The sequence below is a fragment of the Pseudomonas sp. CAN1 genome, from assembly GCF_030462585.1.
Lineage (GTDB): Bacteria > Pseudomonadota > Gammaproteobacteria > Pseudomonadales > Pseudomonadaceae > Pseudomonas.
Window position 1 is genome coordinate 288179 of sequence record NZ_JASMRU010000002.1, and the last position, 13307, is coordinate 301485.

Genomic DNA, 13307 nt, shown 5'->3' on the forward strand with positions numbered 1-13307 from the left:
AAGCCCAAGCCGGCTTCGGCGCTAACGCTCTTCGTAGGAGCGAGCTTGCTCGCGAACCGCCCAACGCCGATGCCGCATTGTCGAGCGCAGAAAAAGGCCGCCGCAGTTGCCCGCGGCGGCCCGGTTCACGGCTAGGTCAGAAGTTGACCTTGAGGCCCAGCGTCACCGCCTGGTCGCGGTAGCCGTTGTTGCCGTACTGCTTGCCGACTTCACCCCAGACGTTGACCCGGCTGTTCACCTTGCTGGTGGCACCGAGCTTCACTTCGAAGATGTCGCTGGCGCCGTCCATCTCGAACTTCGTGCTGCCCATCTTCGCGCCGAAGTCGTCGGTGTTGTGGATCCAGTTGGTTTCCACGTAGGGCTCCACGCCGTAGGTGTTGGCGAAGCCGCCTGCCTGGTTGCTGCGCACCGCGGCGCGTGCACCGAGCCGGGTCATGATGTTGCCGTCGCCCTGGCCGGTGACCCTGGTGCCGTTGGCCTCGCGGTGGCTGTCAGCTTTCACGCCCATGTAGACGACCTGCGCCTGGGGCTGCACGTAGTAGCTGGCGCTTTCGGTCTTCGCCACGGTGAAGGTCTTGCCGGCCTCGATGGAGGCGGTGATGCCCTTGGCGTCGTATTTCTCCTTGGCCAGTTGCTCGCCGCGCACTTCAGCATCGAAGTCGTTCCACAGCACCCAGCTGTCGACGTAGGCGCCGTTCTCGTCGTCCTTGTTCTCGTACCAGGTGCCGTAGACGCCGAGGCTGTAGCCGTCGATCTGGCCGCGCGAGCGGTAGCCGGTGATGCGCGATTTGGTCGTGGAGTTGCCGTTGGCGTAGCCGGCCATCACGCCGACGACCCAGTCGCCGTGGTCGGTCTGCTTGCGGTACAGGTCGCTGCCCAGTTGCAGCACGTAGCGGTTGGACTCGGTCTTGAGTTGCCCGGTGCTGTCTTCCCAGCGGTTGGAGCCATCGACGTTGCGCATCCAGAGCATCGAGGTGACCTGCTTGCCAGTGTCCGGGGCGACGTAGGTCAGGTTGCCGGTACGGTCATGCAGACGGTGCAGGAACATCGTGTTGGCCGCTGCGAGGTTGGCGGTGTAGCTGCCGCCTTCGGGCTGGCGCACGCGGTCCTTGTCACCGGGAGTCGGCTTTTCCGGCGCCGGGTCGACCGGACCGGGCTCGACAGGACCAGGCTCTTCAGGGCCAGGCTCTTCAGGACCCGGATCGATGGGGCCCGGGTCTTCGGGGCCGGGATCGACAGGACCAGGGTCTTCCGGGCCCGGATCGACGGGGCCCGGATCTTCAGGGCCGGGATCTTCCGGCTCCGGCTCGGTCGGCTTGTACGAGGTGAGGTACCAGTCGCTGTCCGCACCGGAGGCCCCCACGAAGCTGCCGCCACGGCGCAGCACGTACTCATAGCCGCCCTCGGTCACCCGGTCGGACTTGAACTCACCCGCGGAGGTACCGCCAACGGTGATCATCTGGATGCCTTCCAGGGTTTCGCCGCCGGGGCCGCCGGTGTTATTGACGGTGACGCGGGTCTCGCCGGAGGTGCTTCCGGTGACCGCCAGCTTGTCGGTCTCGGAGTTGTCGTCACCCAGGTAGGTGTTCATCAGCAGGTGGCCGCCTCCCTTGAAGTCGCCATCCACCGTCAGCGTCTTGTAGGTGTAGGCGCCGTGTTCGTCATGGCGGTCGTAGACCAGCTGCGCGCCATCGGTGAGCGACAGGTTGGTCAGGTTGGAGTTGCCGGTCATGAACCACTGGCTGGCGGCGCCGTCCATGGCCAGGTCGATCACCCCGTCGGTGGCGGTGCTGGTGGTGCCGTTGAGGTAGGAGCCGGCGGCCATTTTCAGATCGATGACGCCGGTTTTCTCAGCGAACAGCGACATGCCCTTGCGGTTCTCCGTGGCGTCTGTTGCGCTGCTGTCGAGCCGATAGACGCTGGCCTGGTCGGAAGTAATGCTTGATCCCTCGCCGCTGACAGCCATGGCACGGTTGCCATCGGTCACGATGACCTGGGTGTCGCCCTGCAGGTTCACTTCGCCACCCCGATTGCCCGACCCGGTAGTGCTGGTCTCGGCGTAGATGCCGTAGGACGTGCCCTGTGTGGTGGTGATCTGCGTGTCGCCCAGGTTGATCACGCCGCCCTTGTTGGCGAAGACCGCGTGGGCACGGGCGCCAGTGGACTCGATGATGCTGCCGTTGCTGATGTTCACTTCGGCATCGCCCTTGGCCGCGCTGTTGGTATTGCCGGCGTAGACGGTGTAGCCATCGCCGTACTCGCCCAGCGAGCCAAGATCGAGGTTGGAACCGTTGCCGGAACTCTTTATCTGCGCTCCTTCACCGAGCGTGATGATGTTGCGGGCGCCCTCGTTGGGCGAGGTGTTGGCACGTACACCCATGCCTTTGGTGATGATGACCGCGTTATCACCGACAGTGACGGTGGAGTTGTTCGAGTTGCGAGTAACGTTGATGCCGTCGGCTGAAGTCCCGGTGGTGGTGATGTTCAGCGACTCGACGGTGATCGTGCTGGAGCCGTTGTTCGCCTGGATGCCGTCGGCTTTGCTGCCGCTGGTGGAGATGTCGAGGTTGTTCAGCGTGTACTGCGAGCTGTTGCCATAGATGCCGAATCCGCCCAGGGATTTTCCGCCACCGCCCGGCGTGCCTTCGCCGGTGGTGGTGATTTTCACCGTGTCGAACTGGTTGGGGTTGAAGCCACTGCTGTAGTACAGGGTGTTACCGCAGGACAGGGTCGAGTCATCGATCTTCTCGCAGTCCGCCTGGGCTGCGCCGACCTGCCCGAGCAGCGCGATGGCCACGGCCACGTGAGTGGCCAGAAGAGTCTTGGTAAAGCGCATTGCAAACCTCCTTGCGCCGCTCGCCGGGTGGGCGATGCGGAGCGGGTTTCCAGCGCCTGTGTGAGCCTGTCCTGGCGGGAGATCGGAGGGTTCCGGATCGGTGTCCTGCTTTCGCTGGAGGTGCATTGGGGAGGCGTGGTCGCAAGCCGTCGCGCCACGCCAGACCCGCGGCCGATGGGGCCTTGGCGGATCAGTGGGCACATTGTTCAGCTGGCGTTCAGGTAGCCGAATAAGACGAATCTCAATCGGCCAGCGGCGGGACGGGGGATCGGGAAAAGCTTGACTTATGGCAAGGTCGGAAACCGGACCGCGCGTTGCGCAGCGGCCCGGCAAGCAGAGAGGGTCTTACTTCTTCAGCTTGATCACGTCACCGGAAACGGTGGTGGTGTAGCCGTTGAGGACCCATGCCCAGAACCAGCTTTCCTGGACCTGGGTGTTGATCAGGCCGTCGCCGCCCTTGGCCTTGATCGCGGCATTCTGCGCGCGGACGAAGCGGTCGTTCTGCTGGATCGGGATGAACTGGAACAGCATCACGCCGGTGGCTTTGCCTTCGCTGTGACCGATCACGGTGTACTGCTCGGGGCTGTAGGTCTGGGTCTTCATCGGGGTGCCGGTGCAGCCGGCGATGGCGGCGGTGGCCAGCAGGGTGGCGGCGATACGGGTGAATTTCACGTGACTCTCCTGAGATGCAACCCCCGGGACTCTTTCCCAGGGGAGCGCAGGGTAGCCATCCTCGCGACGTGAAGGAAGATGCCCGAGCGTCGCGTGGAACTTGATCGACATCTTCGCGCCGCCCAACGAATTTCATGCAGTGGTCGACGCTTTCAATGCTCTGGCTCAGAACAGGAAATAGCGCTGCGCCATCGGCAGCACCTCGGCCGGCTCGCACCACAGCAACTGCCCGTCCGCGCGCACCTGGTAGTTCTGCGCGTCGACCTCGATGTGCGGCAGGTAGGCGTTGTGGATCAGGTCGGTCTTCTGCACGTTGCGGCAGCCCTTCACCACGCCGATGGCCTTGTGCAGGCCCAGCTCGTGGTGCACGCCCAGCTCGAACGCGGCCTGGCTGATGAAGGTCAGGCAGGTGGCGTGGCGGCTGCCGCCAAAGCTTGCGAACATCGGCCGGTAGTGCACCGGCTGCGGCGTCGGGATCGACGCGTTGGCGTCGCCCATCAGGCTCGCGGCGATGGCGCCGCCCTTGAGGATCAGGCTCGGTTTCACGCCGAAGAAGGCCGGGCGCCAGAGCACCAGGTCGGCCAGCTTGCCCACTTCGATGCTGCCCACTTCATGGGCCACGCCGTGGGTGATCGCGGGGTTGATGGTGTACTTGGCGATATAGCGCTTGGCGCGGAAGTTGTCGTTGCGTGCGCCGTCGCCGGCCAGTGCGCCGCGCTGCTGTTTCATCTTGTCGGCGGTCTGCCAAGTGCGCGTGATCACTTCGCCGACGCGGCCCATGGCCTGGCTGTCGGAGCTGATCATGCTGAAGGCGCCGAGGTCGTGGAGGATGTCCTCGGCGGCGATGGTCTCGCGGCGAATGCGGCTTTCGGCGAAGGCCACGTCCTCGGCGATGCTTGGGTCCAGGTGGTGGCAGACCATGAGCATGTCCAGGTGCTCGTCGATGGTGTTGCGGGTGAAGGGCCGGGTCGGGTTGGTCGAGCTGGGCAGCACGTTGGCGAAGCCGCAGGCCTTGATGATGTCCGGCGCGTGGCCGCCACCGGCGCCCTCGGTGTGGTAGGTGTGGATGGTGCGGCCCTTGAATGCGGCGAGGGTGGTTTCGACGAAGCCGGATTCGTTGAGGGTGTCGGTGTGGATCGCCACCTGCACGTCGAGGCGGTCGGCCACCGAAAGACAGTTGTCGATGGCCGCCGGGGTGGTGCCCCAGTCCTCGTGCAGCTTCAGGCCGATGGCGCCGGCGCGTACCTGTTCTTCCAGCGGCAACGGCAGGCTGGCGTTGCCCTTGCCGGTGAAGCCGATGTTCATCGGGAAGGCATCCGCGGCCTGGAGCATGCGCGCCATTTGCCAGGGGCCGGAGGTACAGGTGGTAGCGTTGGTGCCGGTGGCCGGCCCGGTGCCGCCACCGATCATGGTGGTGACCCCGCTCATCAGCGCCTCTTCGATCTGCTGCGGGCAGATGAAGTGGATGTGCGTGTCGATGCCGCCTGCGGTGAGGATCATGCCCTCGCCGGCGATCACTTCGGTGCTGGCGCCCAGGGCGATGGTCACGCCGGGCTGGATGTCCGGGTTGCCGGCCTTGCCGATGGCGGCGATGCGCCCGTGCTTGAGGCCGACGTCGGCCTTGACGATGCCCCAGTGGTCGAGGATCAGCGCGTTGGTGATCACCGTGTCGACCACCTGGGCTGCGCACAGCTGGCTCTGGCCCATGCCGTCGCGGATGACCTTGCCGCCGCCGAACTTCACTTCCTCGCCGTAGACGGTGAAATCCTGCTCCACCTCGATCCACAGGCCGGTATCGGCCAGGCGCACGCGGTCGCCGACGGTGGGGCCGAACATGTCGGCGTAGGCTTGGCGGCTGATTTTCATCGGGGCTCCTTGGCGGTTGGCGCTATTCGGTTTCTTCCTGGGCTTTGTACGTGGGGCTTGACCCTCTCCCCCCGCCCTGGCTACGCGCCCCGCTCCGAAGGGAGAGGGCGCTGTTCGTGCCGGCTGACGCTATGGATTCAACCTGTATCGGACGGTCCCCTCTCCCTTCAGGGAGAGGGTTAGGGAGAGGGTGTTAGCCGTGGCACGGACTCACAGCGCGCCCATCACCCGTCCGGCAAATCCATAAACCTTGCGCTCGCCGGCCAGCTCGACCAGCTCCACCTCGCGGCTCTGCCCCGGTTCGAAGCGCACGGCGGTGCCCGCCGGAATGTTCAGGCGCATGCCGCGCGCCGCGTCGCGGTCGAACAGCAGCGCGTTGTTGGTCTCGAAGAAGTGGTAGTGCGAGCCGACCTGGATCGGCCGGTCGCCGCTGTTGGCCACCGTCAGGACGAGGGTGCGGCGGCCGGCGTTGAGTTCGATCTCGCCGGGCTGGATGTCGTATTCGCCAGGGATCATGGGGAGCTCCGTGGGTCGAGGATCAGTTGCATGAAGGTCAGGTCGAGCCAGCGGCCGAACTTCTGGCCCACCTGCGGCATCTGCCCGGTGGTGGCGAAGCCCAGGCGTTCGTGCAGGCGGATCGATGCCGTGTTGCCGCTCTCGATGGCCGCGACCATCACGTGCAGGCCCTGGGCGCGGGCGCGTTCGATCAGTGCCTGCATCAGCACCGGGCCGAGGCCCTTGCCGCGCTGGTCGGCACGCACGTAGACCGAGTGTTCGACTGTCTCGCGGAAGCCGTCGAAGGCGCGCCACGGGCCGTAGCTGGCATAGCCCACCACTTCGCCGCCGTCCTCGGCCACCAGCACCGGGAAGCCCTGCTGCGCGCGCATCTCCAGCCAGGCGCGGCGGTTCTCCAGGTCGATGGCGACCTCGTTCCAGATGGCGGTGGTGTTGAGCACGGCGTCGTTGTAGATGTCGCGCAGACTGCCGAGGTCGGCTTGGCTGGCGTCGCGGATGTGCATGGCGGTTCCTTCTTTCGTAGGGCGAGTAAAGCGCAACGCTTTATCCGCCAAATGGGGGCATCAGGCGATGGGCTGGTGCACGGTGACCAGCTTGGTGCCGTCCGGGAAGGTGGCTTCCACCTGGATTTCCGGGATCATTTCCGGCACGCCTTCCATCACCTGTTCACGGCTCAGCAGCGTGGTGCCGTAGTGCATCAGGTCGGCGACCGTCTGACCATCCCGCGCGCCTTCGAGCAGCGCGGCGGAGATCAGCGCCACGGCTTCCGGGTAGTTGAGTTTCACACCACGGGCAAGGCGGCGCTCGGCGACCAGGCCGGCGGTGAAGATCAGCAGCTTGTCCTTCTCGCGAGGGGTCAGGTCCATCTCAGGTGCTCCAGATTCGGGGAGGAACGGCCTCGCGGCCGAGCAGCGCGGGCCGCAGCCGGCGCCAGAGTTCGATGAGCCAGGCGCGGGCGTGCAGCGCCTCATGGGCGAGGCAGCGGGCGACCACCAGGCCGGGCAGTTGGGTGAGATTGCCGCGCCCCTGGCAGGGAATGGCGCGACAGGCTTCGATCAGTTCTGCGTCGATCTGCCCGCTGGCGATCAGCGTCGCCATCACCGGGTAGCCGGCGAGGCCGATGGGCGAGTCGAGCAGGCGGTCGCGGCCGGTCACGCGCTGGCGTTCGTGCCAGAGGCGCTGGCCGTCTCGGCGGATATCCAGAGCGGCAGCGAAGTGGCCTTCGTCGAAGCGCTCGCCGCTGGCCGGGCGGCCGAGGGCGATAACGTCCCAGTAGAACAGCCGGGCGTTCGCTTCGAGATCGATGCGGGTCGTCAGCTCGGCTTGGGCGCCGGAGTAGACGATGGTTTCCTGCGGCAGCCATTCCAGCGTAGCGCCGGGGGCGACGCGGATGTCCAACTGCTGCTGCGCCGGGCAGCCGGCGCGGTACCACTTGGCGGCGCCGGGGCTGGTCAGCTGAGCCCAGCTGCCCTGGCCGGCGTAGATGTCGAGGTCGAGCGTATCGCCACCAGCGATGCCGCCGGGCGGGTGTACGACGATGTGCTGGCAAACTTCCGGCCCTTCCGCGTACAGGTGCTTCTGCACCCGCAGCGGCCCGAGATGACGCCGGGTGACCGGCCGCGTGCTGTCGCCGATGCGGGCGTAGGCCAGCTCCAGCTCGGCGTGCCAGGCGGGGTGGAAGAGGGTGGCCGGTGCGTTCATGGGCAGCTGCAAAACCAGGGATGCTCAGGACAGAGCAATCAGCGTGCCGGGATGCGCCAGGATAGTGCGCGGTGCCCGCCGGTAGCGCTGCAAGACAGCATTGGTGCGGGTTCAGCGGAGGGGAGGGGGATTGTCTGATCGGTCAGGTATGGGCGCAATTGCGGTGCGTTGGCGGTGCGTGCGCACTTGAATGGTGCGTAGGAGCGGATTCATCCGCGATCGGCCCATCCCCGCGCGGGGGCGAATACATCGCGGATAAATCCGCTCCTACAGGATCAAGGGCCCCTCACCCTGACCCTGGCTGCGCGCCCCGCTCCTCAAGCGGGAGAGGGAACCGTTCGAGCAGGATTAAACCCCGATTTCAGCCGGCACGATCTGCCCCCTCTCCCTTTGGGAGAGGGTTGGGGTGAGGGATGCTCTGGCGCAAATATCCCAGGTGGGGGCGGTCGTTGCGGCGAGAGCTGTACCTCAGCCCAGCTGCTTGCGCATGTACACCCGCCGGAAGCCGTTCTCCAGCCGACGTGCGTATTCCTGGTAGCCGTTCTTCGCGTACAGCTCGATGTTCTCCACCATGCGTTCGTTGGTGTAGAGGTACAGCGACTGATAGCCCAGCTGCACGGCGGCTTCCTCGGCGTGTACCAGCAGCACGCGGCCGACGCCCTGGCCGGCGCATTCGGGTAGCACGGCGATGTTGTCGAGCAGGAAGCCCTCGTCGGTCTCGCGCATCACCAGCAGGCCGACCGGCGCGCCGTCCTGCTCGGCGATCAGCACGCGGTCCTCGGCGATGATGGCGTGGTAGTCATCCAGCATCGGCCCCGGCTTGCGGCCCAGCTTGGGAATCCACTGGGCGTAGGCCGCTGCCACGCAGACCGCGGCGAATCCGGCGTCGTCGTTGACGGCGGGGCGCAGGGTGATCGGCATGACAGGCTCCAGAAATAAACAGTACGGGGCCTGGGAGCTTGCCACCTGGCGCCGCCATCCGCCAGTGACAGGTCGTCTCATGGTTGGACCAAGGTTCGCGAGCAATAACGATGGCGTCCCCCTCGCCCCTACAGGTTAAGCAGTGACTCTCCTCGTAGGAGCGAGCTTGCTCGCGAACCCGCCGACAAGCGGCCTCAGATGGCCACCAACCCGCGCACGCCGTCGCTTTCCATGTCCTCACCGCGGCCCTGCTGGACGATCTCGCCACGGGACATCACCAGGTACTGGTCGGCCAGTTCGGCGGCAAAATCGTAGAACTGCTCCACCAGCAGGATGGCCATGTCGCCGCGCTCGGCGAGCTTGCGGATCACCGCGCCGATCTCCTTGATCACCGACGGCTGTATGCCTTCGGTAGGCTCGTCGAGGATCAGCAGGCGCGGCCGGCTGGCCAGCGCGCGGCCGATGGCGAGCTGTTGCTGCTGGCCGCCGGAGAGGTCGCCGCCACGGCGCTGCTTCATCTCGCGGAGCACCGGGAACAGCTCGTAGATGAACTCGGGCACGGCCTTGGCTTCGCCGGCGCTGAAGCGCGACAGGCCCATCAGCAGGTTTTCCTCCACGGTGAGCCGCGGAAAGATTTCCCGCCCCTGGGGCACGTAGGCGATGCCGGCGTGCACGCGCTGGTGTGGCTTGAAACCGGTGATCGGCTTGCCCTCCCAGCAGACCTTGCCGTCCTTGGCCGGCACCAGGCCCATCAGGCAGCGCAGCAGGGTGGTCTTGCCCACGCCATTGCGCCCGAGCAGGCAGGTGACCTCGCCGATCTTCGCGTCAAACGACAGGCCACGCAGGATGTGGCTGCCGCCGTAGTACTGGTGCAGTTTGTCGACTTGCAGCATGGGAGTTGCCCTTGTGGAGAGTCTTGATATTTCGCTTACAGCAGCGGTGTATCGAGAGCTGTTGGGTATCGCTTCGCTCCACGCCAACCTACGCCGTGCCTCCCGGCGAAATGCGTGCGTAGGATGGGTGGAGCGCAGCGATACCCATGCAGTGCAGTGAGCGTCAGCGCCCCAGATAGACTTCGATCACCTGTTCGTTCGCCTGTACGTCCTCCAGCGAACCCTCGGCCAGTACATGCCCCTGGTGCAGCACGCTGACGTGGTCGGCGATGCTGCCGACGAAGCCCATGTCGTGCTCCACCACCATCAGCGAATGCTGGCCGGCGAGGGACTTGAACAGCTCGGCGGTGAACTCGGTCTCGGCGTCGGTCATGCCCGCCACCGGCTCGTCCAGCAGCAACAGTTGCGGCTCCTGCACCAGCAGCATGCCGATCTCCAGGAACTGCTTCTGCCCGTGGGAGAGCAGCCCGGCGGGGCGGTTGCGCGACTCGCGCAGGCGGATGGTGGTGAGCACCGCCTCGATACGGTCCTTCTGCTCGCCGGAGAGCTTCGCCCGCAGGCTGGCCCACACCGACTTGTCGGTCTTCTGCGCGAGCTCCAGGTTCTCGAATACCGAGAGCGCCTCGAACACCGTGGGCTTCTGGAACTTGCGGCCGATGCCAGCCTGGGCGATCTCCACCTCGCTCATGCGCGTGAGGTCGAGGGTTTCGCCGAAGTAGGCCTTGCCGTTGTCCGGGCGGGTCTTGCCGGTGATCACGTCCATCAGCGTGGTCTTGCCCGCACCGTTGGGGCCGATGATGCAGCGCAGCTCGCCGACGCCGATGTACAGCGTGAGGTCGCGCAGGGCGCGGAAGCCGTCGAAGCTGACGTTGATGTCTTCCAGGGTGAGGATGGTGCCGTGGCGCACGTCCAGCTGGCCGCTGGCGCTCGCACCGATGCCGATGGCATCGCGGCTGGCGCCCGGATCGCGGTTGGGATCGTAGGCCGGTTCCAGCATCAGGTGGGGGACCGCTCTCATTGTGCTTTCTCCCGCTTGATCAGGCCGAGGATGCCGCGCGGCAGGTACAGGGTGACGACGATGAACAGCGCGCCGAGGAAGAACAGCCAGTACTCGGGGAAGGCCACGGTGAACCAGCTCTTCGCGCCGTTCACCACGCCCGCGCCGAGCAGCGGGCCGATCAGCGTGCCGCGCCCGCCGAGGGCGACCCAGACGGCAGCCTCGATGGAGTTGGTCGGCGACATTTCGCTCGGGTTGATGATGCCCACCAGCGGCACGAACAGCGCTCCGGCGAGGCCGCAGAGCACCGCGCTCAGGGTCCAGACGAAGAGCTTGTAGCCGCGCGGGTCGTAGCCGCAGAACATCAGCCGGTTCTCCGCGTCGCGCAGGGCGGTGAGCACCCGGCCGAACTTGCTGCGCGCCAGGGCGAAGCCGATGGCCAGGCTCGCCGCCAGCAGCAGGACGATGGCGATGAACAGCGCCGCGCGGGTGCCCGGCGCGGTGATCGAAAAGCCGAGGATGCTGCGGAAGTTGGTGAAGCCGTTGTTGCCGCCGAAGCCCGTCTCGTTGCGGAAGAACAGCAGCATGCCGGCGAAGGTCAGCGCCTGGGTCATGATCGAGAAGTACACGCCCTTGATCCGCGAGCGGAAGGCGAAGAAGCCGAACACTAGCGCCAGCAGGCCGGGCGCCAGCACCACCAGGCACAGCGCCCAGAGGAAGTGCTGGGTGCCGGCCCAGTACCAGGGCAGCTCCGTCCAGGAGAGGAAGGTCATGAAGGCTGGCAACTGGTCGCCGGCCGCTTCGCGCATCAGGTACATGCCCATGGCGTAGCCGCCTAGGGCAAAGAACAGCCCGTGGCCCAGCGACAGCAGGCCGGCGTAGCCCCAGACCAGGTCCAGCGCCAGGGCGACGATGGCGTAGCAGAGGATCTTGCCGGTGAGTGTCAGCCCGTAGGCGGAGAGGTGCAGCGCGTGGCTCTCCGGCAACAGGTGCAGCAGCGGCAGGACCAGTAGCGCGACCAGGGCGGCGCCGACGATGGCGGCAGTGAGTTTCGGGCCGGCCTTCTGCGCCGCCGTCACGGTGAGTGGCTGGTTCATGGGCGAGTCTCCCCCGTACCTTGTAGGAGCGAGCTTGCTCGCGAACGGATGTTCCGGTGGCGTCGGAGCTGGGCTGGTTCGCGAGCAAGGGCTGAGGCGCCCCCCTCGGTCCTACGAAGAGCAGTCGGTGCGGCCCTTGGTTTTGTCATCAATCGATGACCCTCCCTTTCAGAGCGAAGAGCCCCTGCGGACGCTTCTGGATGAACAGGATGATCAGCGCGAGGATCAGGATCTTGCCCAGCACCGCGCCGATCTGCGGTTCGAGGATCTTGTTCGCCACGCCCAGGCCGAAGGCGGCGAGGACGCTGCCGGCGAGCTGGCCGACGCCGCCGAGTACCACCACCAGGAAGGAGTCGATGATGTAGCTCTGGCCCAGGTCCGGGCCGACGTTGCCGACCTGCGACAGCGCCACGCCGCCCAGGCCGGCGATGCCCGAGCCGAGGCCGAAGGCGAGCATGTCCACGCGGCCGGTGGGCACGCCGCAGCAGGCGGCCATGTTGCGGTTCTGGGTGACGGCGCGGACGTTCAGGCCCAGCCGCGTGCGATTGAGCAACAGCCAGGTGAGCGCCAGCACGAACAGTGCGAAGCCGATGATGACGATGCGGTTCCACGGCAGCACGAGGTTGGGCAGCACCTGGATGCCGCCGGACAGCCACGCCGGGTTGGCCACCTCGACGTTCTGCGCGCCGAACAGCACGCGCACCAATTGGATCAGTACCAGGCTGATGCCCCAGGTGGCGAGCAGGGTTTCCAGTGGGCGCCCATAGAGATGGCGGATCACCGTGCGCTCCAGCGCCATGCCGATGCACGCGGTGACCAGGAAGGCCACCGGCAGCGCGAGCAGCGGGTACAGCTCCAGCACGCTGGGCGCGTAACGCTGGCAGAGCAACTGCACCACGTAGGTGGAGTAGGCGCCGAGCATCAGCATCTCGCCGTGCGCCATGTTGATCACCCCGAGCAGGCCGTAGGTAATCGCCAGGCCGAGGGCGGCGAGCAGCAGGATCGAGCCCAGCGACAGGCCGCTGAAGGCCTGACCGAACAGGTCGCCGACCAGCAGGCGGCGCTTCACCTGGCCGAGGCTGGTGGCGGCGGCGGTGCGTACCGAGTCGTCGGGTTCGACGGCGGGGTCGAGCAGGTTTTCCAGGCGGGTGCGCGCCTGCGGGTCGCCGGATTCGCCCAGCAGGCGCACGGCGGACAGGCGTACAGCAGGGGCCGGGTCGGCGAGCTGCAGGTTGGCCAGGGCCAGTTGCAGGGCGGCCCTGACGTCGTCGGCGGATTCTTCGTTGAGACGGTATTCGAGCAGCGTGCGTTGCGCCGGGCGTGCGCTCTTCTGCAACTGGCGGGCGGCCTCCAGGCGCACTTCGGCGCTGTCGGCGACCAACTGGTGACTGGCCATGGCGGTGATCACCAGGCCGCGCAGGCGGTTGTTCAGGCGCAGCTTGTCGGGCTCGCCGACCGGCGCGGCGCCGCCGTCCGCGGGGTGGTATTGCTCATCCTCGCCGAGGATGAAGGCGCGGTTCTGTGCATCGACGGCGAGGCGGCCGGACTGGATGGCTTCGAGCAACGGCAGGCGGTCGGCGTCGGGCGCGGCGGCCCATTGTTCGAGCAGTCTGGCGCGGGCGTCGTTGTCGGCGCTGGCGAAGTCCTGCGCAGGGCCGGCGAAGGCGAACTGCGGCAGCAGCAGGGCCAGCGCGAGGGCGCAGAGGCGGAGCAGGGAGAGCAAGGCAGTGGGCATGGTACGTTTCCTGAGAGGGCGCTGTGGGGTGTTGCACCCTCTCCCTAACCCTCTCCCTGAAGGGAGAGGGGAC

General features: G+C 66.5%; 12 protein-coding genes. All 12 read right to left on the minus strand.

Annotation, left to right across the window (positions count from 1 at the left end; all coding sequences use genetic code 11):
• Window positions 1-136 precede the first annotated feature (136 nt).
• Window positions 137-2836, minus strand: coding sequence for an autotransporter outer membrane beta-barrel domain-containing protein (locus QO207_RS04230; RefSeq protein WP_301531326.1), 2700 nt, complete (start codon window positions 2834-2836; stop codon window positions 137-139).
• 345 nt (window positions 2837-3181) lie between these two features.
• On the minus strand, window positions 3182-3508 hold the full coding sequence (locus QO207_RS04235; RefSeq protein ID WP_301531327.1) for a hypothetical protein: 327 nt from the start codon (window positions 3506-3508) through the stop codon (window positions 3182-3184).
• A gap of 165 nt (window positions 3509-3673) precedes the next feature.
• Entirely contained in the window at window positions 3674-5374 is a 1701-nt protein-coding gene (gene ureC, locus QO207_RS04240; RefSeq protein ID WP_301531328.1) for an urease subunit alpha, read from the minus strand.
• Window positions 5375-5584: 210 nt separating this feature from the next.
• Window positions 5585-5890 (minus strand): urease subunit beta, encoded by a 306-nt coding sequence (locus QO207_RS04245; RefSeq protein WP_301531329.1) that lies wholly within the window; start codon window positions 5888-5890, stop codon window positions 5585-5587.
• On the minus strand, window positions 5887-6393 hold the full coding sequence (locus QO207_RS04250; RefSeq protein WP_301531330.1) for a GNAT family N-acetyltransferase: 507 nt from the start codon (window positions 6391-6393) through the stop codon (window positions 5887-5889). The genes QO207_RS04245 and QO207_RS04250 overlap by 4 nt, the downstream gene beginning before the upstream one ends.
• Before the next feature lie 60 nt (window positions 6394-6453).
• Window positions 6454-6756: an urease subunit gamma gene (locus QO207_RS04255; RefSeq protein WP_017518207.1), complete on the minus strand. Its 303-nt coding sequence runs from the start codon at window positions 6754-6756 to the stop codon at window positions 6454-6456.
• Window position 6757: 1 nt separating this feature from the next.
• The gene (locus QO207_RS04260; RefSeq protein ID WP_301531331.1) at window positions 6758-7591 is read right to left on the minus strand and encodes an urease accessory protein UreD; all 834 of its coding nucleotides are present in this window, start codon (window positions 7589-7591) and stop codon (window positions 6758-6760) included.
• Window positions 7592-8059: 468 nt separating this feature from the next.
• Window positions 8060-8512 (minus strand): GNAT family N-acetyltransferase, encoded by a 453-nt coding sequence (locus QO207_RS04265; RefSeq protein WP_301531332.1) that lies wholly within the window; start codon window positions 8510-8512, stop codon window positions 8060-8062.
• A gap of 194 nt (window positions 8513-8706) precedes the next feature.
• A complete protein-coding gene (gene urtE, locus QO207_RS04270) occupies window positions 8707-9405 on the minus strand; it encodes an urea ABC transporter ATP-binding subunit UrtE (RefSeq protein WP_301531333.1) in 699 nt (232 codons plus the stop codon).
• A gap of 163 nt (window positions 9406-9568) precedes the next feature.
• Window positions 9569-10423 carry an urea ABC transporter ATP-binding protein UrtD gene (gene urtD / locus QO207_RS04275; RefSeq protein WP_301531334.1) on the minus strand — a complete coding sequence of 285 codons (855 nt, stop codon included), beginning with the start codon at window positions 10421-10423 and terminating at the stop codon, window positions 9569-9571.
• A complete protein-coding gene (gene urtC, locus QO207_RS04280; RefSeq protein ID WP_301531335.1) occupies window positions 10420-11499 on the minus strand; it encodes an urea ABC transporter permease subunit UrtC in 1080 nt (359 codons plus the stop codon). The genes urtD and urtC overlap by 4 nt, the downstream gene beginning before the upstream one ends.
• A 148-nt stretch (window positions 11500-11647) precedes the next feature.
• A complete protein-coding gene (gene urtB / locus QO207_RS04285; protein ID WP_301531336.1) occupies window positions 11648-13234 on the minus strand; it encodes an urea ABC transporter permease subunit UrtB in 1587 nt (528 codons plus the stop codon).
• Between the last annotated feature and the right edge of the window lie 73 nt (window positions 13235-13307).

What these genes read in the sequence shown, in the direction of transcription:
- urtD (WP_301531334.1), bottom strand. Translation starts at nt 10,423, where the DNA reads ATGAGAGCGGTCCCCCACCTGATGCTGGAACCGGCCTACGATCCCAAC.
- QO207_RS04255 (WP_017518207.1), bottom strand. Translation starts at nt 6,756, where the DNA reads ATGGACCTGACCCCTCGCGAGAAGGACAAGCTGCTGATCTTCACCGCC.
- urtC (WP_301531335.1), bottom strand. Translation starts at nt 11,499, where the DNA reads ATGAACCAGCCACTCACCGTGACGGCGGCGCAGAAGGCCGGCCCGAAA.
- QO207_RS04230 (WP_301531326.1), bottom strand. Translation starts at nt 2,836, where the DNA reads ATGCGCTTTACCAAGACTCTTCTGGCCACTCACGTGGCCGTGGCCATC.
- QO207_RS04260 (WP_301531331.1), bottom strand. Translation starts at nt 7,591, where the DNA reads ATGAACGCACCGGCCACCCTCTTCCACCCCGCCTGGCACGCCGAGCTG.
- urtE (WP_301531333.1), bottom strand. Translation starts at nt 9,405, where the DNA reads ATGCTGCAAGTCGACAAACTGCACCAGTACTACGGCGGCAGCCACATC.
- QO207_RS04250 (WP_301531330.1), bottom strand. Translation starts at nt 6,393, where the DNA reads ATGCACATCCGCGACGCCAGCCAAGCCGACCTCGGCAGTCTGCGCGAC.
- QO207_RS04265 (WP_301531332.1), bottom strand. Translation starts at nt 8,512, where the DNA reads ATGCCGATCACCCTGCGCCCCGCCGTCAACGACGACGCCGGATTCGCC.
- urtB (WP_301531336.1), bottom strand. Translation starts at nt 13,234, where the DNA reads ATGCCCACTGCCTTGCTCTCCCTGCTCCGCCTCTGCGCCCTCGCGCTG.
- ureC (WP_301531328.1), bottom strand. Translation starts at nt 5,374, where the DNA reads ATGAAAATCAGCCGCCAAGCCTACGCCGACATGTTCGGCCCCACCGTC.
- QO207_RS04245 (WP_301531329.1), bottom strand. Translation starts at nt 5,890, where the DNA reads ATGATCCCTGGCGAATACGACATCCAGCCCGGCGAGATCGAACTCAAC.